We start from the raw sequence: 21,151 nt of genomic DNA on the forward strand, positions 1-21,151 counted from the left end.
GTGGACATCATCCTGTCCAACAACGGCTACAACGTGGTCAACCTGGGCATCAAGCAGCCGGTCTCCGCGATCCTGGAGGCGGCCGAGGAGCACCGCGCCGACGTCATCGGCATGTCCGGCCTGCTGGTCAAGTCCACCGTGATCATGAAGGAGAACCTGGAGGAGCTGAACCAGCGCGGCATGGCCGCCGACTTCCCGGTCATCCTCGGCGGCGCCGCCCTGACCCGCGCCTACGTCGAGCAGGACCTCCACGAGATCTACCAGGGCGAGGTCCGCTACGCCCGGGACGCCTTCGAAGGCCTGCGGCTCATGGACGCCCTCATCGGCGTCAAGCGCGGGGTGCCCGGGGCGGCGCTGCCGGAGCTCAAGCAGCGCCGGGTCGCCCAGCGCGCCACGGCCCTCGAGGTCGACGAGCCGGAGCCGGGCGGCCGTTCGGACGTCGCCACCGACAACCCGGTCCCCACCCCGCCGTTCTGGGGGACCCGCGTCGTCAAGGGCATCCAGCTCAAGGAGTACGCGAGCTGGCTCGACGAGGGCGCCCTGTTCAAGGGCCAGTGGGGCCTCAAGCAGAACCGGACCGGCGACGGACCCTCGTACGAGGAGCTGGTCGAGACCGAGGGCAGGCCCCGGCTGCGCGGCTGGCTGGAGCGGCTGCACACCGAGAACCTGCTCGAGGCGGCCGTCGTCCACGGCTACTTCCCCTGCGTCTCCAAGGGCGACGACCTGATCCTGCTCAACGAGGACGGCTCCGAGCGCACCCGCTTCACCTTCCCGCGCCAGCGCCGCGGCCGGCGCCTGTGCCTGGCCGACTTCTTCCGCCCGGAGGAGTCGGGCGAGACCGACGTCGTCGGCCTCCAGGTCGTCACCGTCGGCTCCCGGATCGGCGAGGCCACCGCCAAGCTCTTCGAGTCCGACTCCTACCGCGACTACCTCGAACTGCACGGTCTGTCCGTCCAGCTGGCCGAGGCCCTCGCCGAGTACTGGCACGCCCGGGTCCGCGCCGAGCTCGGCTTCGCGGGGGAGGACCCGGCCGACGTCGAGGACATGTTCGCGCTCAAGTACCGCGGTGCCCGCTTCTCCCTCGGCTACGGCGCCTGCCCCGACCTGGAGGACCGGGCGAAGATCGCCGAGCTGCTGCGGCCCGAGCGGATCGGGGTCCAGCTCTCGGAGGAGTTCCAGCTCCACCCCGAGCAGTCCACCGACGCGATCGTCATCCACCACCCCGAGGCGAAGTACTTCAACGCGCGCTGAGCGACACCGCGACGCACGTCACGCGCGATTACCGGCATCCCGCATGATCGGGACGTACACTTGTCGGTCCAGCGCAGGCCGGTCGCCCTCTCCGTACCGGGGAGGGGGGCCGGCCTTCTCGTCCCTCCATGGAGGTGTGCCGGATGACCAGTACGGTCCCCGCGTCCCTGATCCACGCCAACGGAAGCTCCGCCCTGCAGGCGGTCTTCCTCGACATGGACGGCACCCTCGTCGACACGGAGGGGTTCTGGTGGGACGCGGAGGTCGAGGCCTTCGCCGATCTCGGGCACCGGCTGGACGAGTCCTGGCGGGACGTCGTCGTCGGCGGTCCCATGACCCGCAGCGCCGGGTACCTCATCGAGGCCACCGGCGCCGACATCACGCTCGCCGAGCTGACCGTCCTGCTCAACGAGAAGTTCGCGCAGCGCATCGGCCGCGGGGTGCCGCTGATGCCGGGCGCGGAACGGCTGCTGGCCGAGCTGGCGCACCACAACATCCCCACCGCCCTGGTCTCCGCCTCGCACCGCCGCATCATCGACCGCGTCCTGGCCTCGCTCGGTGCCGACCGCTTCGCCCTCACCGTCGCGGGCGACGAGGTCGTCCGCACCAAGCCGCACCCCGAGCCCTACCTCACGGCCGCGCGCGGGGTGGGCGCCGAGCCGGCGCTCTGCGCCGTCATCGAGGACACGGCGACGGGCGTGGCGGCCGCGGAGGCGGCCGGCTGCCGGGTGGTCGCGGTGCCCTCCGTGGCCCCGATCGCGCCGTCCGAGGGCCGTGTCGTCGTACGGTCCCTGGAGGACGTCGACGTGCCCTTTCTCAGAACCCTGATCTCCGGGCCCTGATCGTTCGAGCCTTCTCTGAGCTGCCTTTGAGCTTTCCGGGAGCCTTCTCCGGGGTGCCCTTTCCCGAATACGCTCACGCAAACGCGCGGCGCGTGACCGTGCGTCATCCGCCGCCGTATCGGGATTGTCGGCGGGGTTGTATTCCGGCCATCCGCCGAGAAGCCAGTGGCGTGACCTTGGTCACGCAGCGTGCCGACCGGCGGGTGGCCTTGGTGCACGCGGTGTCCGGTACGCGAGGGTTGCGCCCTCCCCGTGTGTCCTGATTCGTGAACTCCGTAACGAAACATTCCGGCGCATGACTATAGGGCCCGCCGCATCCATGATCACTATGCGATTACGCATCGAGCCGCCCTCGGTCCGGCCGTGGGCGCGGCGCCCACTAACCTTTCGCGAGTACTTCGCCGCACCCTCCGAGTGCCCCGGCGCATACCCCAGTCGCCGCGAACACAGGACCGATCGCTCACCTTCCCGGCCCGATCTCCCGCCCCGACCGGGCGGCAGCGGCGGAGTGTCCGTACCCGCTGTATCCCAGTGCCGGATGAGGAGAACGACCCCGATGAACCGCAAGACCCTGGTGCTGCCGGCTCTGGCCGCCGGACTGCTCGCCCCGCTGCTCGTCTCGTGCGGCGACTCGGACGAGACCGGAGCCATCGTCGTCGGCACCACGGACCAGTTCGTCGCCACCGAAGACGCTCCCGCCCCCCTCGACCCGGCCTTCGCCTACGACACCGGCGCCTGGAACATCCTGCGGCAGACCGTCCAGACCCTCCTGCACGTGCCGCGCGGCGGCGGCGAGCCCGTCCCCGAGGCCGCCGAGAGCTGCGGCTTCAGCGACCGCGCCAGCGAGAGCTACCGCTGCACCCTGCGGGAGGGGCTCTCCTTCGCCGACGGCACGCCCATCACCGCCGAGGACGTCAAGTTCTCCGTCGAGCGCGTGCTGGCCATCAAGTCCGACAACGGAACGGCCGCCCTCCTCGCCAACATCGACACCGTCGAGACCAACGGCGAGCGCGACATCGTCTTCCACCTCAAGACGCCCGACGCGACCTTCCCGTACAAGCTCTCCACCCCGGTCGCCGGCATCCTCAGCAAGAGCAAGTACAGCGCCGGCAAGCTGCGCGAGGGCTTCGACGTCGACGGCTCAGGTCCCTACGCCATGAAGGTCGAACGCGACGGCGAGAAGATCGCCAAGGTCGTGTTCACCAAGAACCCGAAGTACAAGGGTGACATCACCCTGCGCAACGACCGGGTCGAGCTGCGCTCCTTCACCGACGCGGAGAGCATGGGCGAGGCCCTCCGGGACCGCACGATCGACATGATGACCCGCTCCATGTCGCACGAGCAGATCAAGGAACTCACCGAGAAGCCCCAGGAGGGCATCGAGCTCACCGAGGTCCCCGGGCTGGAGATCCGCTACCTCGCCTTCAACACCGACGCCCCCTCCGTCAAGGACACGGCCGTCCGGCAGGCCATCGCCGCCGTCGTCGACCGCGGCGCCCTCGTCAACGACGTCTACGGCCCCACCGCCAAGCCGCTCTACTCGCTGGTGCCCTCCAGCGTCACCGGGCACTCCACCGCCTTCTTCGACGCCTACGGCGAGCCCAGCGCCGCCAAGGCGGCCGGCATCCTGCGCAAGGCCGGCATCGACGAGACCGTCGAACTGACCCTGCACTACACCAACGACCACTACGGCTCGGGTACGAAGAAGGAGTTCGAGGCGCTGCGCGACCAGCTCAACGCCACCGGACTCTTCGACGTCACCCTCGAAGGCACCGAGTGGTCCAAGTTCCGCCCGGCGCAGAAGCGCGGCGAGTACGCCGTCTACGGCCTCGGCTGGTTCCCCGACTTCCCGGACCCGGACAACTACGTCGCCCCGTTCCTCGACGCCGACAACTTCCTCAACACCCCCTACGTCAACAAGGCCGTACGCGACAAGCTGATCCCGCAGTCGCGCCGCTCGGCCGACCGCACCGCCGCGAGCCCCGTCTTCGGTCAGATCCAGAAGATCGTCGCCAAGGACGTGCCCGTCCTGCCGCTGTGGCAGGGCAAGCAGTACGTCGCCGCGCGCGACGACCTGGCCGGCGTCGAATGGGCGCTCAACACCTCCTCGGACCTGCTCCTGTGGGAGCTCGGCCGGGGCACCGCCTGACCCCCTCACCCAGCTCGGTTACACCGGCCGCGCACGGTGCGCGGCCGGCCTGGCAAGAGATCAAGAGGCAAGTTCTGTGAAGCACAACAAGTGGCTGACGGCCCCGCTCGCCGCGGGTCTGTCCGCCGCCCTGCTCAGCGGCTGCGGCGCGGAGCAGGGCGGGGACTCCGGCGGTACCGGCGGCAGCGTCCGCGTCGGCATGTCCGACGAGATCCTCGCCACGGACCCGGCCGCCGGATACGACCCCGGCTCCTGGCTCCTGTTCAACAACGTCTTCCAGTCCCTCCTCAGCTTCCCGAAGGGGACCTCCTCGCCCGAGCCGGAGGCCGCCGAGGAGTGCGGCTTCGAAGGCGGCAGCAAGGTCTACCGCTGCACCCTGCGCGAGGGCCTGACGTTCTCCAACGGCAACCCCCTCACCTCGGAGGACGTCAAGTTCTCCTTCGAGCGGGCGCTGAAGATCGGCGACCCCTCGGGCCCGGCGCCCCTGCTGTCGACGATCGACTCCATCGAGACCCCGGACGACCGGACCGTCGTCTTCCGCCTCAAGGTCCCCGACGCCACCTTCCCGAGCAAGATCGCCTCGGGCGCGGGCTCCATCGTCGACCACCGCGAGTACGCCGCCGACGCGCTGCGCACCGACGGCAAGGCCGTCGGCTCCGGCCCGTACAAGCTGGACTCCATCAGCGACACCGAGGCCGTCTTCTCCGTCAACAGCGGCTACAAGGGCAGCGCCGAGCCGCAGAACGGCGGCGTCACCCTCAAGCTCTACGGCGGCGACCGCGAGGCCCTCTCCAAGGCCTTCGCCGCCGACGACGTCGACGTCGCCTACCGTGGCCTCGCCGCCGACGACATCGCCGCCCTCGAGACCTCCGAGACCACGGACGACAAGGGCATCGAGATCGTCCAGGGCAGCAGCGCCGAGGTCCAGCACCTGGTCTTCAACGTCAAGGACCCCGTCGTCGGCAAGCTCGGCGTCCGCCAGGCCATCGCCCACCTCGTCGACCGCGAGGCCCTGGTCCAGGACGTGTACAAGTCCACGGCCACCCCGCTCTACTCGATCGTCCCGGCCGGTATCGCGGGCCACAACACCGCGTTCTTCGACACCTACGGCAGCCCCGACGCCGCCAAGGCGAAGAAGGCGCTCCGCAAGGCCGGCATCACCGGCAAGGTGAAGCTCACCCTCTGGTCCACGCCCAGCCGTTACGGCCCCGCCACCGACCAGGAGCTCAAGGCGATAGCCGGCCAGCTCAACGCCAGCGGCCTGTTCGAGGCCGACGTGAAGTCGGTCGAGTTCGAGCAGTACGAGAAGGACATCGAGGCCGGCAAGTACGGCGTGTACGTCAAGGGCTGGGTGCCCGACTACCCCGACGCCGACAACTTCACCGCCCCGTTCTTCGGCGAGGGCAACGTCCTCGGCAACGGCTACGAGAACGCGACCATCACCGGCCGCCTCATCCCGAAGACCTCCGCCGCCGCCGACCGCGCCTCCACGGCCGCGGACTTCGGCAAGCTCCAGGACATCGTCGCCGAGGAACTGCCCCTCCTCCCGCTGTGGCAGGGCAAGCAGTACGCGGTCGCCCGCGACAACGTCACCGGCCTGGAGTGGACCCTGGACGCCTCCACCGTCTTCCGCTTCTGGGAGATCAAGAAGAGCTGACGGCCCGTCCGGCCCCGCCCGGCGGAAGGGCCCGGCGCGCACCTCGCGCGCCGGGCCCTTCCGTTGTTCCCACCGCCGTACGTACCGCTGTGCGGCGCTGTACCGCGCTGTGCCGCTACTGGGCCGCGCCCGGCCGGACCAGACCGCTCTCGTACGCGTACACCGCCGCCTGCACCCGGTCGCGCAGCCCCAGCTTCGTCAGCACATGCCCCACATGCGTCTTCACCGTCGTCTCGCTGACGAACAGATCCGCCGCGATCTCCGCGTTCGACAGCCCCCGCGCCACCAGCTTCAACACCTCGACCTCACGATCGGTCAGCGTGTTGAGCGTGTCCGGCACCTGCTCGTCGCCCGAGGGAAGATGCGCCGAGTACTTGTCGAGGAGCCGCCGCGTGATCGACGGCGCCAGCATCGCCTCACCCGCCGCCACCACCCGGATCGCCTGCACCAGTTCATCGGCCGGAGCGTCCTTGAGCAGGAACCCGCTGGCCCCGGCCCGCAGCGCCTCGACCACGTACTCGTCCAGATCGAAGGTGGTCAGCACCAGCACCTTCGCCGGTCCGTCCCGGCCCGGCCCGGTGATCTGCCGGGTGGCCTCCACCCCGTCCATCCGCGGCATCCGGATGTCCATCAGCACCACATCGGGCTGCAGCGCCCGCACCTGGTCCAGAGCCTGGAGACCGTCCCCGGCCTCACCGACGACCGCCAGGTCCTGCTCCGCCTCCAGAATCATCCGGAAGCCGGTGCGCAACAGCGGCTGGTCGTCGACCAGTAGGACGCGGATAGCCACGAGAACTCCTTCAGGGGGCGGGTGGGACCGGGCCCATTCTGCCCTGCCCCGATTCGTCCGACTCCGCCGGGCGCGCGGAAACGATCTCCAGCGGATACACCGGGGGAGTCCCGCCGAACTCCGGGCACACCTCCTGGTGGTCGCACCAGCCGCACAGCTTCGTCGGCCGCGGCCGCCAGTCACCCGTCTCCGTCGCCTCCCGGATCGCCTCCCACAGCGCGAGCAGCTTCCGCTCCACCCGCAGCAGATCCGCCTCGACCGGGTCGTACGTCAGCACATCGCCACTGCCGAGGTACACGAGCTGGAGCCGGCGCGGCACCACCCGCTTCCACCGCCAGATCACCAGGGCGTAGAACTTCATCTGGAACAGCGCGCCCTCGCTGTACTCCGGCCGAGGCGCCTTGCCGGTCTTGTAGTCGACGATCCGCACCTCGCCCGTCGGCGCCACGTCGATCCGGTCGATCACCCCGCGCAGCCGCAGCCCGGACTCCAGCTCCGTCTCCACGAACAGTTCCCGCTCGGCCGGCTCCAGGCGCGTCGGGTCCTCCAGCGTGAACCACCGCTCGACCAGCCGCTCCGCCTCGCTCAGCCAGCGCGCGAGCCGCTCGCCCTCCGCGTCCTGAGCGAACAGCTCACCCAGCTCCGGCTTCGACTCGAGCAGCCGGTCCCACTGCCCCGGGATCATCGCCTTCGCCCGCGGCGCCGTCCGCTCCACCGCCGGATCGTCGAACAGCCGCTCAAGCACCGCGTGCACCAGCGTGCCCCGGGTCGCCGCCTCGCTCGGCTTCTCCGGCAGCCTGTCGATCACCCGGAACCGGTACAGCAGGGGACACTGCATGAAGTCGCTCGCCCGCGAAGGGGACAACGACGTGGGCGTCCGGGGCCCCGCCGGCGGCTGCTCGCTCGTACTCATGACCCAGACCCTACGACCCGCCACCGACAGCGAGCGGAATACCATCGACGACAGAGGCCGTCGCACTGCATGATCGAACCGTGACGCAGTGACGCAGGTCATGCTGTCCGGCGACGAAAGGAACCCGTGAACCAGGACGACGAGCGCGGCGACAAGCACCGGCCGCAGTCCGGTGAAGCGGAATCGAAGCCCGCGGCACCGAACCCCGCCGGACGCCCCGCCGGCACGAGAGCGGACAAGCCCCGGCGTGCCGAGGAACCCGGCGGCGGACTTCTCATGGGCCGCCCCTTCGGCGTACCCGTCTACGTCGCCCCCAGCTGGTTCCTGGTCGCCGCCCTCATCACCTGGGTCTTCGGCGACCAGATCGAGCGCGTGCTGCCCGACCTCGGCGCCGTCCGCTATCTCGTCTCCCTCTTCTTCGCCATCGCCTTCTACGCCTCGGTCCTGGTCCACGAGCTCGCCCACACCATCGCCGCACTCCGCTTCCGGCTCCCGGTCCGCCGCATCCAGCTCCAGTTCTTCGGCGGCGTCTCCGAGATCGAGAAGGAGACCGAGACCCCCGGCCGCGAATTCGTCCTCGCCTTCGTCGGCCCCCTGCTCTCCCTCGCCCTCGCGGGCCTCTTCTACCTCTCCCTGTACGCCGTCGAGCCCGGCACCGTCCCCGGCGTCCTGCTCGCCGGCCTGATGATCTCCAACCTGATCGTCGCGGTCTTCAATCTGCTGCCCGGCCTCCCCCTCGACGGCGGCCGCATGCTCCGCGCCGTCGTGTGGAAGATCACCGGCAAGCCCATGAGCGGCACGGTCGCCGCCGCCTGGGTCGGCCGCGCCCTCGCCGTCGCCGTCCTCATCGGCCTGCCGCTGCTCACCCGCACCGGACTCCTCGGGAACAGCACCGACGACATCAGCGGCCTGGACACCGTCACCGACGCACTCCTCGCCGCCATCCTGGCCGCGATCATCTGGACCGGCGCCGGCAACAGCCTGCGCATGGCCCGGCTGCGCGAGCACCTTCCCGAGCTGCGCGCCCGCACCCTCACCCGCCGGGCCATCCCCGTCGAACCCGCCACACCGCTCTCCGAAGCCCTGCGGCGCGCCAACGAGGCCGGCGCCCGCGCCCTCGTCGTCGTCGACGGCCACGGCACCCCCACCGCTCTCGTCCGCGAGACCGCCATCGCCGGCGTCCCCCAGCACCGCCGCCCCTGGGTCGCCGTCAGCGGCCTCGCGCAGGACCTCACCGACGGCATGAGGGTGCCCGCCGAACTCACCGGCCAGCCCCTCCTCGACCACCTCCGCGCCAGCCCCGCCACCGAGTACCTCGTCGTCGAGGACACCGGGGAGATCTACGGCGTCCTGTCCACCGCCGACGTGGAACGCGCCTTCGTCCGGGCCATGGCAAGACCCTCCTCATAACCCTGGCTCCGACTTGAGCGGGCCGCAGGGGAGTAAGCCCTTGATATGGTGCTCACATGTCCGAACCGACCGGTGCCGCCCGCCGACGCGGGCCATTCAAGGTCGGGGACCAGGTCCAGCTCACCGACCCCAAGGGACGCCACTACACGTTCACGCTCGAGGCCGGGAAGAACTTCCATACCCACAAGGGTTCCTTCCCCCACGACGAGCTGATCGGTGCTCCCGAGGGCAGTGTTGTCCGTACCACGGGAAACGTCGCCTACCTCGCGCTGCGCCCCCTGCTCCCCGACTACGTCCTGTCCATGCCCCGCGGCGCCGCCGTGGTCTACCCCAAGGACGCGGGGCAGATCCTGGCCTTCGCCGACATCTTCCCCGGCGCCCGCGTCGTCGAAGCGGGTGTGGGCTCGGGCTCGCTCAGCAGCTTCCTGCTCCGCGCCATCGGCGACAGCGGCATGCTGCACTCCTACGAGCGCCGCGAGGACTTCGCCGAGATCGCCAAGGGCAACGTCGAGCGCTACTTCGGCGGCCCCCACCCCGCGTGGCAGCTGACCGTCGGCGACCTCCAGGACAACCTCTCCGACAGCGATGTCGACCGCGTCATCCTGGACATGCTCGCCCCCTGGGAGTGCCTCGACGCCGTCTCCAAGGCGCTCGTCCCCGGCGGCATCCTCTGCTGCTACGTGGCCACCACCACCCAGCTCGCCCGCACCGTGGAGTCCATCCGCGAATTCGGCTGCTACGCCGAACCGCAGCCCTGGGAATCCATGATCCGCAACTGGCACGTCGAGGGTCTCGCCGTCCGTCCGGACCACCGGATGATCGGCCACACCGGCTTCCTCGTCACCGCCCGCCGCCTGGCCGACGGAGTCGAGCCCCCCATGCGCCGCCGCCGCCCCGCCAAGGGCGCCTACGGCGATGACTACGAAGGCCCCAACAAGGGCTGACGCCCCCGGCCTGACGCCCCGACAACGAACGCGCGCCGCCGTCCAGTTCCCGCCCCGCCGCGGGAACCGGAGGGCGGCGGCTTCACGTTCGGCACCTTTGCGCCCACATCCCCACGGCTCTCACCCCGGCTGTTCCCCCCTCCTGTGACGTATGGCACGATGCCCGCAACTCCTTCCGCGCCACCCTCACAGGAGACTTCCCGCGTGCAGCCCTCCGCCGTCCCGGACCTCGCGCACACCCACGCCCGGCCGGTGCACTGGCTGGCCACCGCGACCGCGATGGCCGCCGTCGTCGCGGCCGCGGGCCTGCTGCAGCCCGGCGCCGCGACCGCCACCTCCGCGGGCGGACCCCAGGCCGCGCCCGCCCCCGGGCCGGCCCCGGACGCCCGCACGGCCTCCTACCCGCTCGCCTGCGGCGGAGCGCCCAGCGCCGTCGCCCGGCAGGCCCGCGGTGATCTCGACGGTGACGGACATCCGGAAACCGTCGCAGTCGCGCACTGCGAAGCGGGCTCCGGCACGCCTCCCAGCGGGGTCTACGTCCTCACCCGCGGCACGGCCGCCGACGCGCGCGTGGTCGCCACCCTCGTGGAACCCGCGGAGCAGAAGAGCGTCGCCGAGCTCGCCGTACGTGACGGGGCGGTCACCGCCACCCTCCTCGGCTACTCGTCCCCCGGCGTCCCGAGCTGCTGCCCCGACGAGCGGGAGCGCGTCGAATGGCACTGGAAGGGCGGCGCGTTCGTCCGCACCGCCCTCGCCGAACCCCTCGGCATGTGAACCACGCGCCGTGCGCGCTCCGTCACTCGGCGTCGGGGCCGTACACCTCGACGCTGTCCGAAACCCGGCGCACATGGATGCAGTCGCCCGGGCACTCCTTCGCGGAGTCCACCACGTCCCGCAGCAGCGGCAGGGGCACCGGCGTCGTCGCCCCCGGATCCTGCAGAAGCTCGTCGTCCGCGCTCTTCACGTAGGCGAGGCCGTCGATGTCCAGCTCGAAGACCTCGGGCGCGTACTGCACGCAGATGCCGTCCCCGGTGCAGAGATCCTGGTCGATCCAGACCTCCAGCGCCTCACCGGCGCCCGTCGTCGGGGCCTCGTGCCGCACGGTCATGTCTCCTGCCGTTCCTGAGCTTCTGAAGAGATCGTTCTGCTAAGTCCGGCCAACCCTGGCGGGTGTTGGCCACCGACGACGATACAACCGCCCGCTTTCCGATGTTGATGGGTGGGTATTCCCCTGGCGTGAGGGGAAGCGCAAGGGTGAAGATCGGACACGTCCCGCAGTCTTTGTGATCTAGGGGTTTCAATCACCACCCACGCAGGTAGGGTCAGGAAGCGTCCAGCTCCCCTTGGAGGAGGTGAGGACCGTGGCAGCCCACGACGATGACATCAACCGCGGCATCCGGCCGGGGCGGGGGTCTGAAGACCCCGCCGGTCAGGTTGCCTATCTCGAGCAGGAAATCGCCGTCCTGCGCCGCAAGCTCGCCGACTCTCCGCGTCATACGAGGATTCTCGAAGAGCGGATCGTCGAGCTGCAGACCAACCTGGCCGGCGTGTCCGCACAGAACGAGCGGCTCGCCAACACACTCCGTGAGGCCCGCGACCAGATCGTGGCCCTCAAGGAGGAGGTCGACCGGCTCGCACAGCCACCGGCAGGCTTCGGTGTCTTCCTGCAGGCCAACGAGGACGGCACCTGCGACATCTTCACCGGAGGCCGCAAGCTCCGGGTGAACGTCAGTCCCAGCGTCGAGCTCGACGAGCTCCGGCGCGGCCAGGAAGTCATGCTCAACGAAGCGCTCAACGTGGTCGAGGCCATGGAGTTCGAGCGTGCCGGGGACATCGTCACCCTCAAGGAGATCCTTGAGGACGGCGAGCGCGCCCTGGTCATCGGGCACACCGACGAGGAACGGGTGGTGAGGCTCGCCGAGCCGCTGCTGGACATCACCATCCGCCCCGGCGACGCCCTGCTGCTCGAACCCAGGTCCGGCTACGTCTACGAAGTGGTTCCCAAGAGCGAGGTCGAAGAGCTCGTCCTCGAAGAGGTCCCGGACGTCGACTACAACAAGATCGGCGGCCTGGGCAACCAGATCGAACTGATCCGCGACGCGGTCGAGCTCCCGTACCTCTACCCGGACCTCTTCAAGGAGCACGAACTGCGGCCGCCGAAGGGCATCCTGCTCTACGGCCCGCCCGGATGCGGCAAGACGCTCATCGCCAAGGCGGTGGCCAACTCCCTTGCCAAGAAGGTCGCCGAGGTGACCGGCCAGCCCGCGGGGAAGTCCTACTTCCTGAACATCAAGGGCCCCGAGCTCCTCAACAAGTACGTCGGTGAGACCGAGCGGCACATCCGCCTCGTCTTCCAGCGTGCCCGGGAGAAGGCGAGTGAGGGCACCCCCGTCATCGTCTTCTTCGACGAGATGGAATCCCTCTTCCGCACCCGCGGATCCGGAGTCAGCTCGGACGTGGAGAACACCATCGTCCCCCAGCTGCTCGCCGAGATCGACGGTGTGGAGGGCCTGGAGAACGTCATCGTCATCGGCGCCTCCAACCGCGAGGACATGATCGACCCCGCGATCCTGCGGCCCGGCCGGCTCGACGTCAAGATCAAGATCGAGCGTCCGGACGCGGAGGCCGCGAAGGACATCTTCGCGAAGTACCTCACCTCCACCCTGCCGCTTCACGCCGACGACCTCTCCGAGCACCAGGGCTCCAAGGAAGCCGCCGCGCACGCGATGATCCAGTCGGTCGTCGAGCAGATGTACGCGGAATCCGAGGAGAACCGCTTCCTCGAGGTCACGTACGCCAATGGCGACAAGGAAGTCCTCTACTTCAAGGACTTCAACTCCGGAGCCATGATCCAGAACATCGTGGACCGGGCCAAGAAGATGGCCATCAAGGCCTTCCTCGACCACAACCAGAAGGGCATCCGCGTCTCCCACCTCCTCCAGGCTTGCGTGGACGAGTTCAAGGAGAACGAGGACCTGCCCAACACCACCAACCCGGACGACTGGGCCCGTATCTCCGGAAAGAAGGGCGAGCGGATCGTCTTCATCCGCACCCTCGTCACCGGAAAGCAGGGCGCCGACACCGGTCGCTCCATCGACACGGTGGCGAATACCGGCCAGTACCTGTAGTTCGCGACCCGGCTGCGGATGTCCGGACCACGGGCATCCGCAGCCGGGCTCTTTCCCCCAGCCATCACACGAGCAAAAGACGTATTCGATCTCCCCACCGGCGCGGAGTCGCTCTAGGCTCTTCGGTACCGCCGAATCGCGCAGTGCGGGGACGGGCACCGCACGCAGGAGAAAGAGCGGTACTTGAGCGCCGCACCCGAAGGGGGAGCGCCGCCGGGCAAGGAGGGCCGCATGACCGTACGGCGAGTAATGGGCATCGAAACGGAGTACGGGATCTCCGTTCCGGGGCACCCGAACGCCAATGCCATGCTCACCTCGTCCCAGATCGTCAACGCCTACGCGGCGGCGATGCACCGGGCGCGCCGCGCCCGCTGGGATTTCGAGGAGGAGAACCCCCTGCGGGACGCCCGAGGCTTCGACCTCGCCCGCGAAGCCGCCGACTCCAGCCAGCTCACCGACGAGGACATCGGCCTGGCCAATGTGATCCTCACCAACGGAGCCCGGCTCTACGTCGACCACGCCCACCCGGAATACAGCGCCCCCGAGGTCACCAACCCCCGCGACGCCGTCCTGTGGGACAAGGCCGGCGAACGGATCATGGCCGAGGCCGCCGAACGGGCCGCCCAGCTCCCCGGCGCCCAGCCGATCCACCTCTACAAGAACAACACCGACAACAAGGGCGCCTCCTACGGCACGCACGAGAACTACCTGATGAAGCGGGAGACCCCCTTCTCGGACATTGTGCGCCACCTGACCCCGTTCTTCGTCTCCCGGCAGGTCGTCACCGGCGCCGGCCGCGTCGGCATCGGGCAGGACGGCCGCGAACACGGCTTCCAGATCAGCCAGCGCGCCGACTATTTCGAGGTCGAGGTCGGCCTGGAGACCACCCTGAAGCGGCCCATCATCAACACCCGTGACGAGCCGCACGCCGACGCCGAGAAGTACCGCCGCCTCCATGTGATCATCGGCGACGCCAACCTCTCGGAGATCTCCACCTACCTCAAGCTGGGCACCACGTCCCTGGTCCTGTCCATGATCGAGGACGGGTTCATCAACGTCGACCTCACCGTCGACCAGCCGGTACGCACCCTGCACGAGGTCTCCCACGACCCCGGCCTCGCGTATCTGATCACTCTGCGCAGCGGCCGGACACTCACCGCCGTGCAGCTCCAGATGGAGTATTTCGAGCTGGCCAGGAAGTACGTGGAGGAGCGTTTCGGCGCGGACGCGGACGACCAGACCAAGGACGTCCTGGTCCGGTGGGAGGACACCCTCAACCGGCTCGAGAACGACCCGATGAGCCTGGCCGGCGAGCTGGACTGGATCGCCAAGCGGGAGGTGATGGAGGGCTACCGCCGGCGCGACGGCCTCGACTGGGACGCGGCCCGGCTCCACCTGGTGGACCTCCAGTACGCCGACGTACGTCCCGAGAAGGGCCTGTACAACCGTCTCGTGGACCGTGGGCGCATGAAGCGGCTCCTGACCGAGGACGAGGTCCAGCGGGCCGAGACGAAGCCTCCAGAGGACACCAGGGCCTATTTCCGCGGTCGCTGCCTGGAGCAGTACGCGGACGACGTGGCCGCCGCGTCCTGGGACTCGGTGATCTTCGACCTGCCGGGCCGCGACTCGCTCCAGCGGGTGCCCACCCTGGAGCCCCTGCGGGGCACCCGGAACCACGTGAAAGAACTCCTGGACCGGTGCAGGACCGCGGAGGAACTGGTCCGCGTCCTGTCCGGCGGCTGAAATGGCCGGGTAAGGGGAATCATGGAAATGGTGCCCGGACGTTGTAGCGACTGCGGGGCCGATGTCAGACCCGCCTTGTAGGGTCTGATCTTGAGAGACCCAACCGAGCGGGCCGATTCGAGCGGGGTGAGGATATGGCGACCAAGGACACCGGCGGCGGACAGCAGAAGGCGACGCGTTCCACGGAGGAGGTCGAGGAGACCGCCACCGAGGAGAGCTCCGACCTCAAGGAGCGCCAGGAGAAGCTGAGCGACGACGTCGACTCGGTTCTGGACGAGATCGACGACGTCCTCGAGGAGAATGCCGAGGACTTCGTCCGAAGCTTCGTGCAAAAGGGCGGACAGTAAGAGCGGTCCACCTTCCGAAACGAAGGTGGGGGCTGGTCGGCCGACGGACGTCACGGGGATCGCGCGCGGTGCGGCTGAGAACGCCCGCGCGCGGCCTTCGTTCCGGCGGGCCGCTCCGCGCCGCTGGGGGCCCATGGGGGAATCACCGGAGCCGACGAGGCTCGCGGCTGCCCGGTCCGATCATGTTGATCACCGTCACATGGCGGGTAGGGTCCGTGGCGTACTGTGCTTCAACTGCAAATCGGCCAACGGCATGTGGGGAGACGTTCCCGACTCTCTGCGTCGGGCCGTCTCATACTTGGAGGGACACGCGTGGAAGCCAACACTCGTAGCACCGGGCGTCTACCAGCTGCCTTCCTGACGCCGGGATCGTCCTCTTTCATGGACTTCCTCTCCGACCACTCGCCGGAGCTGCTCCCACGCAACCGCACGCTGCCGGACGGGATCGTCGAGGCCCCGCACGGCACCACGATCGTCGCCGTCACCTTCTCCGGCGGGGTCGTGCTCGCCGGTGACCGGCGCGCGACCATGGGCAACATGATCGCGCAGCGCGACATCGAGAAGGTCTTCCCGGCCGACGAGTTCTCGGCCGTCGGCATCGCCGGCACGGCCGGGCTCGCCGTGGAGATGGTCAAGCTGTTCCAGCTGGAGCTCGAGCACTTCGAGAAGGTGGAGGGCACGACCCTCTCCCTGGAGGGCAAGGCGAACCGCCTCTCCACCATGATCCGCGGCAATCTCGCCATGGCCATGCAGGGCCTCGCCGTCGTCCCGCTGTTCGCCGGCTGGGACGAGGCCAAGGAGAAGGGCCGGATCTTCTCGTACGACGTGACGGGCGGCCGCTCGGAGGAGCACGGCTTCGCGGCCACCGGCTCCGGTTCGATCTTCGCCCGGGGTTCCATGAAGAAGCTCTACCGTCCCGACCTGACGGAGGAGCAGGCCACCACGCTGGTCGTCCAGGCGCTGTACGACGCGGCCGACGACGACTCGGCGACCGGCGGTCCGGATCTGTACCGCAAGATCTATCCCATCGTCACCGTCATCACCGACGAGGGCTTCCGCAGGCTCACCGAGGCGGAGTCCTCGGCGCTCGCCCGCTCGGTCACCGATCGGCGCCTGGTGCAGCCCGACGGGCCCCGCGCCGAGCTGCTCTGACCTCTCCTCGTCCGCAGAATCCCAGAAGAAAGGGACGGATAGCCGGTGTCGACTCCGTTCTACGTCTCACCCCAGCAGGCCATGGCCGACCGGGCGGAGTACGCCCGCAAGGGCATCGCCCGCGGCCGCAGCCTGGTCGTCCTCCAGTACACCGACGGGATCGTCTTCGTCGGCGAGAACCCGTCCCGTGCGCTGCACAAGTTCAGCGAGATCTACGACCGGATCGGCTTCGCCGCGGCCGGCAAGTACAACGAGTACGAGAACCTCCGTATCGGCGGTGTGCGCTACGCCGACCTGCGGGGCTACACCTACGACCGGGGCGATGTCACGGCCCGGGGCCTCGCCAACGTCTACGCCCAGACGCTGGGCACGATCTTCTCCAGCGCGGGGGAGAAGCCGTACGAGGTGGAGCTGGTCGTCGCCGAGGTGGGCACGGAGCCCGAGGGCGACCAGATCTACCGTCTGCCCCACGACGGTTCGATCGTGGACGAGCACGGCTCGGTCGCGGTCGGTGGCAACGCCGAGCAGATCGGCACCTTCCTCGACCAGCGCCACCGTGACGGGATGTCCCTGGCCGAGGCGCTGAAGCTGGCGGTCCAGGCGCTGTCCCGGGACACCAACGGCAGCGAGCGGGAGATTCCGGCGGAGCGGCTGGAGGTGGCGGTCCTGGACCGCACGCGCCCGCAGCAGCGCAAGTTCAAGCGGATCGTCGGCCGGCAGCTGGTCCGCCTGCTGGAGGCGGACAACGCGGCGATCGCCAAGACCGACGAACCCTCGGACGAGATCCCGGAGGACACGGAGGACTGACTCCTTCGTCGAGCCCGTACGACGGCCCCGGCCCGCGCCTCGCGGACCGGGGCCGATGTGTGTGTCCGACCGGTCAGCCGGCGGGCGGAGGGCCGGAGGAGCCCCGGGCCATCAGGGTCACCGGGAGGTCGCCGGGCTCGGGTGGCCGGCCGGCGAGGACGGCGAGGAGGGCCGCCATACCGCGTTCGCCGATGCGTTCGGCGGGGAGGCGGACGGTGGTGAGCTCGGGTTCGACGGCGGTCGCGAGGGCGAGGTCGTCGAAGCCGGTGACCGAGACGTCCTCGGGGACCCTCAGACCGAGCCGCCGGGCCGCCTTGCAGGCACCGGCGGCCAGGATGTCGTCGTCGCAGACGATCGCGGTCGGCCTCGGCCCCGGACCGGTGAGGGCCTCTTCAGCGGCGGTGCGGGCGCCGCCGACGTCGAGCGGCGCGCGGACGGTGCGTACGGAAACCCCGCGCAGCGCGTCGGTGAGGGCCGCGCCGCGTACGTCGAAGGTCCAGGAGGGCACCGCCGAGGCCAGGTGGAGGAACCGGCGGTGCCCGAGGGAGAGAAGGTGCCCGGTCACCTGGCGCATGCCGTCCGCGATGTCGAGGTTGACGTGCGCGGCGGCGCCGGTGTCGGCGGGATCGCTGTCCAGCATCACCAGCGGCAGGTCCGTGCCGCGGAAGGCCTCCAGGGCCTCAGCCGCCATGGAGGAGGCGATGACGCCGTCGAGGGCCGCGCGGGCTGAGGCGAAGGGGTCCCTGGCCGGGCCGACGCCCTCGGGGGAGGGGTAGAGGACCACGCCGAAGCCGTGCCGGGCGGCGACAGAGGCGGCGCCGGTGTAGACGCGGGCGAAGAACTCGTTGGTGAGCGCCGGGACGACGAGCAGCGCGGTCCGGGTGCTGCCGAGCCGCAGGTTGCGGGCGGCGAGATTGGGGCGGTAGCCGAGGCCGCGGGCCGCTTCCCGTACGGAATCCGCGGTGCGTTCCGAGACCCGCCCGCGCCATTTGTCGCCGAGGACCAGGGAGACGGTGGCCTGGGACACCCCGGCGGCGCGGGCGACGTCCCGGCTGGTGGGCCGCGTTCCGGTGGGTGGTTCCGGGGTGTGCACTCATGCCTCCGCGAGGGACGGTCCGTTCTCGCGGGGTGGACCCGCGGGCTGGGCCCATGGTACGTATGACCCAGGACGTTATACGTAAAACCTCAGGCGGACGCCGGGGGAGAGGAGACCGACATGGCCACCGAGGCCACGGCGAGCGGCGGCTATCGCGACATCCTCGGGGCGCCGCACGCCCTGCGGCTCCTCACCGGCACCCTGGTCGGCCGGCTGCCCAACGGCACCGGTCCGATCGCGGCGGTGGTCTTCACCCGCGCGGAAGGCGGCAGCTACAGCCTCGCCGGAGGGCTCGTCGCCGCCTACGGCGTCGCCACCGCCGTGGGCCAGCCGCTCCTCGGCCGCGCGGTCGACCTGAAGGGGCAGCCGCGGGTGCAGCTGCCCGCGGCGATCGTCTCCGCCCTCGGCATGGCGGTCCTCGCCCTGGCGGGAATCGGCAACACCGCCCTCGCCTACGCCGCGATCGTCGTCGCGGGCCTCTTCACCCCGCCCCTGGAGGGCGGCCTGCGGGCCCTGTGGCCGAGCGTCCTGGGTCGCGAGGACCGGGTCCACCGGGCCTACGCGCTGGACGCCGTCGCCCAGGAGGTCATGTTCACCGTCGGACCCCTCCTCGTGACCCTCCTGGTGGCGCTGTGGTCACCGGCGGCCGCCCTCCTGGTCATCAACGTCCTCGGCGTCCTGGGCGCCCTCTCCGTCGTCCTCTCGGAGCCCTCGCGCGCGTGGCGCTCGGATCCCCGCGAGGCGCACTGGCTCGGCGCCCTGCGCTCGCCCGGCCTGCTCGCCCTGCTCGGCTCGTTCTTCTTCGTCGGACTCGCGCTCGGCTCCATCACCGTCGCCGGTCTGGCCTACGCCGACGACCGGGGCAACGCGTCCGCCTATGGCTGGATCATGGCCGCCCTGGGCCTCGGCGCCCTCGTCGGCGGCGTCCTCTACGGCGCCCGCCAGTGGGCGGGCGCCCCCGAGAAGCGGCTGCGCGTCCTGGTCGGCCTGCTCGCGCTGGGATACCTGCCGCTGATGCTCACGCCCGGTGTCGTCCCGATGACAGGGCTCGCCGCGCTCTCCGGGGTCTTCCTGGCACCGGCGCTGGCCTGCGGTTTCATCGTGGTCGACCGGCACGCGCCCCGCGGCACCGTCACGGAGGCGTTCTCCTGGCTCGTCACCACCTTCGGTGTGGGGGCGGCTCTCGGCTCGGCCGTCGCGGGGCCCGCCGTCGAACTGGCCGGGACCACCGCAGGCTTCGCCGTGGCCGGTGCGGGGGGTCTCGTGGCCCTGCTGGTCCTGCTCGCCACCGGACGGGTCCTCACCGTCCCCGGCCCCGGTGCGCGACACGCCGTCAGTGCCGGAAGCGCCGAGCCCGGCCACACCGAAAAGAACACGCACTCATCGGAAAATGATCGAAACGGGGCCGCCCAACCCGGTTTCAGCTCAGGCCATCAGGCGTAATGTTCAGACATGGACCGCCGCATTTTCGGGCTGGAGAACGAGTACGGCGTCACGTGCACGTTCAGGGGACAGCGCCGACTGTCTCCTGACGAAGTGGCGCGCTACCTCTTCCGCCGTGTCGTGTCATGGGGCCGCAGCAGCAATGTCTTCCTGCGGAACGGCGCCCGCCTGTACCTCGACGTGGGTTCGCATCCGGAATACGCAACTCCCGAATGCGACAACGTGACCGAACTGGTCACGCACGACAAGGCCGGCGAGCGCATTCTCGAAGGCCTGCTCGTCGACGCCGAACGCCGCCTGCATGAGGAGGGAATCGCCGGCGACGTCTATCTCTTCAAGAACAACACCGACTCGGCGGGAAACTCCTACGGCTGCCACGAGAACTATCTCGTCGCCCGCCACGGAGAGTTCTCCCGGCTCGCGGACATCCTCATTCCCTTCCTCGTCACCCGCCAGCTCATCTGCGGCGCCGGAAAGGTGCTGCAGACCCCGCGCGGCGCCGTCTACTGCGTCTCGCAGCGCGCCGAGCACATCTGGGAGGGCGTCAGCTCGGCGACCACCCGCTCCCGGCCGATCATCAACACCCGCGACGAACCGCACGCGGACGCCGAGCGCTACCGCCGCCTGCACGTCATCGTCGGTGACTCGAACATGTCCGAGACGACCATGCTCCTCAAGGTCGGCGCCACCGACCTCGTGCTGCGCATGATCGAGGCGGGCACGGTCATGCGTGACCTGACGCTGGAGAACCCCATCCGGGCGATCCGCGAGGTCAGCCACGACATCACCGGCCAGCGCAAGGTCCGCCTCGCCAGCGGCCGCGAGGCCTCCGCCCTGGAGGTCCAGCGCGAGTACTACGAGAAGGCCGCGGACTTCGTCGACCGCCGCGGCATCCGTACGGGCACGGTCGCGCAGGTCCTGGAGCTCTGGGGCCGGACCCTGGACGCCATCGAGGCCGAGGACCTCGACCGTATCGGCACCGAGATCGACTGGGTCATGAAGTACAAGCTCATCGAGCGGTACCGGGCCAAGAACAACATGACCATGTCGCACCCCCGGGTCGCCCAGATAGACCTCGCGTACCACGACATCCACCGTCGGCGCGGGCTCTACTACCTCCTGGAGAAGAAGGGGCAGGCCGCCCGGATCTGCAACGACCTGAAGATCTTCGAGGGCAAGTCCGTGCCCCCGCAGACCACCAGGGCGCGGTTGCGCGGCGACTTCATCCGCCGCGCCCAGGAGCAGCGGCGGGACTTCACCGTCGACTGGGTCCACCTCAAGCTCAACGACCAGGCGCAGCGCACCGTGTTGTGCAAGGACCCCTTCCGTTCGGTCGACGACCGGGTGGAGAAGCTGATCGCCGGCATGTGATCCGGTGAGGCGTTGACCGACGTGGCCGGCGCTCCGCGAGGTGCACCAAGGTGCAGATCGCGATCGAGCCCATCGATGGCGGTGACGCCTCGTACGAGTTCGTGAACA

At 69.8% G+C, this 21,151-nt stretch carries 18 protein-coding genes and 1 pseudogene; 15 read left to right on the plus strand and 4 right to left on the minus strand.

All coding sequences use genetic code 11. From position 1 onward, the window contains the following. The 4 genes from ACWDX6_RS29755 to ACWDX6_RS29770 all read left to right on the plus strand — a co-directional run. Positions 1-1,251 (plus strand): vitamin B12 dependent-methionine synthase activation domain-containing protein (locus ACWDX6_RS29755; protein WP_451487980.1); only part of this gene is annotated, 1,251 nt, incomplete at its 5' end. Positions 1,252-1,394: 143 nt separating this feature from the next. Further along, complete coding sequence (locus ACWDX6_RS29760) at positions 1,395-2,093, plus strand: HAD family hydrolase (protein ID WP_451487981.1); 699 nt, start codon at positions 1,395-1,397, stop codon at positions 2,091-2,093. A 556-nt stretch (positions 2,094-2,649) separates the two neighbouring features. Further along, the gene (locus ACWDX6_RS29765; protein ID WP_451487982.1) at positions 2,650-4,242 is read left to right on the plus strand and encodes an ABC transporter substrate-binding protein; all 1,593 of its coding nucleotides are present in this window, start codon (positions 2,650-2,652) and stop codon (positions 4,240-4,242) included. Between the two features lie 76 nt (positions 4,243-4,318). After that, positions 4,319-5,899 (plus strand): ABC transporter substrate-binding protein, encoded by a 1,581-nt coding sequence (locus ACWDX6_RS29770; protein WP_451487983.1) that lies wholly within the window; start codon positions 4,319-4,321, stop codon positions 5,897-5,899. Positions 5,900-6,014: 115 nt separating this feature from the next. Here the strand turns inward: ACWDX6_RS29770 and ACWDX6_RS29775 are convergent, their stop codons facing one another. Beyond that, on the minus strand, positions 6,015-6,689 hold the full coding sequence (locus tag ACWDX6_RS29775; protein ID WP_451487984.1) for a response regulator: 675 nt from the start codon (positions 6,687-6,689) through the stop codon (positions 6,015-6,017). 10 nt (positions 6,690-6,699) lie between these two features. Next, a complete protein-coding gene (locus ACWDX6_RS29780) occupies positions 6,700-7,602 on the minus strand; it encodes a RecB family exonuclease (protein WP_451487985.1) in 903 nt (300 codons plus the stop codon). 126 nt (positions 7,603-7,728) lie between these two features. Here ACWDX6_RS29780 and ACWDX6_RS29785 point away from each other — a divergent pair, with 126 nt between their 5' ends. The 3 genes from ACWDX6_RS29785 to ACWDX6_RS29795 all read left to right on the plus strand — a co-directional run bounded on the left by ACWDX6_RS29785 (position 7,729) and on the right by ACWDX6_RS29795 (position 10,730). Beyond that, positions 7,729-9,012: a site-2 protease family protein gene (locus tag ACWDX6_RS29785; protein WP_451487986.1), complete on the plus strand. Its 1,284-nt coding sequence runs from the start codon at positions 7,729-7,731 to the stop codon at positions 9,010-9,012. 56 nt (positions 9,013-9,068) lie between these two features. After that, positions 9,069-9,956, plus strand: a complete 888-nt coding sequence (locus ACWDX6_RS29790; RefSeq protein ID WP_451487987.1) for a tRNA (adenine-N1)-methyltransferase — start codon at positions 9,069-9,071, stop codon at positions 9,954-9,956. A gap of 204 nt (positions 9,957-10,160) precedes the next feature. Continuing rightward, positions 10,161-10,730 carry a hypothetical protein gene (locus ACWDX6_RS29795; RefSeq protein WP_451487988.1) on the plus strand — a complete coding sequence of 190 codons (570 nt, stop codon included), beginning with the start codon at positions 10,161-10,163 and terminating at the stop codon, positions 10,728-10,730. 22 nt (positions 10,731-10,752) lie between these two features. Here the strand turns inward: ACWDX6_RS29795 and ACWDX6_RS29800 are convergent, their stop codons facing one another. Further along, entirely contained in the window at positions 10,753-11,064 is a 312-nt protein-coding gene (locus ACWDX6_RS29800) for a ferredoxin (protein WP_356896974.1), read from the minus strand. A gap of 253 nt (positions 11,065-11,317) precedes the next feature. Between ACWDX6_RS29800 and arc the strand changes: the two genes are divergently transcribed. From arc to prcA, 6 genes and pseudogenes are all read left to right on the plus strand, one after another. Next, positions 11,318-13,084, plus strand: coding sequence for a proteasome ATPase (gene arc, locus ACWDX6_RS29805; RefSeq protein WP_451487989.1), 1,767 nt, complete (start codon positions 11,318-11,320; stop codon positions 13,082-13,084). A gap of 231 nt (positions 13,085-13,315) precedes the next feature. After that, on the plus strand, positions 13,316-14,827 hold the full coding sequence (gene dop / locus ACWDX6_RS29810) for a depupylase/deamidase Dop (protein ID WP_451487990.1): 1,512 nt from the start codon (positions 13,316-13,318) through the stop codon (positions 14,825-14,827). A gap of 134 nt (positions 14,828-14,961) precedes the next feature. Beyond that, positions 14,962-15,174 (plus strand): ubiquitin-like protein Pup, encoded by a 213-nt coding sequence (locus ACWDX6_RS29815; protein WP_356896980.1) that lies wholly within the window; start codon positions 14,962-14,964, stop codon positions 15,172-15,174. 181 nt (positions 15,175-15,355) lie between these two features. Next, positions 15,356-15,535 (plus strand): annotated as a pseudogene (locus ACWDX6_RS29820) (endonuclease domain-containing protein); the annotation flags it as partial. Then, positions 15,487-16,326 carry a proteasome subunit beta gene (gene prcB / locus ACWDX6_RS29825; protein WP_451487991.1) on the plus strand — a complete coding sequence of 280 codons (840 nt, stop codon included), beginning with the start codon at positions 15,487-15,489 and terminating at the stop codon, positions 16,324-16,326. The pseudogene ACWDX6_RS29820 and the gene prcB, both read left to right, overlap by 49 nt. Before the next feature lie 45 nt (positions 16,327-16,371). Further along, the gene (gene prcA / locus ACWDX6_RS29830) at positions 16,372-17,133 is read left to right on the plus strand and encodes a proteasome subunit alpha (protein ID WP_451487992.1); all 762 of its coding nucleotides are present in this window, start codon (positions 16,372-16,374) and stop codon (positions 17,131-17,133) included. 73 nt (positions 17,134-17,206) lie between these two features. On the opposite strand, the gene ACWDX6_RS29835 is transcribed toward prcA, so the two are convergent. Next, on the minus strand, positions 17,207-18,226 hold the full coding sequence (locus ACWDX6_RS29835; protein ID WP_451487993.1) for a LacI family DNA-binding transcriptional regulator: 1,020 nt from the start codon (positions 18,224-18,226) through the stop codon (positions 17,207-17,209). A 123-nt stretch (positions 18,227-18,349) separates the two neighbouring features. Here ACWDX6_RS29835 and ACWDX6_RS29840 point away from each other — a divergent pair, with 123 nt between their 5' ends. Beyond that, the gene (locus ACWDX6_RS29840) at positions 18,350-19,672 is read left to right on the plus strand and encodes an MFS transporter (protein WP_451487994.1); all 1,323 of its coding nucleotides are present in this window, start codon (positions 18,350-18,352) and stop codon (positions 19,670-19,672) included. Positions 19,673-19,681: 9 nt separating this feature from the next. Continuing rightward, entirely contained in the window at positions 19,682-21,043 is a 1,362-nt protein-coding gene (pafA, locus tag ACWDX6_RS29845) for a Pup--protein ligase (protein WP_158985679.1), read from the plus strand. The last annotated feature ends 108 nt before the right edge of the window (positions 21,044-21,151 follow it).

The sequence above is a fragment of the Streptomyces sp. NPDC003027 genome (assembly GCF_053591435.1).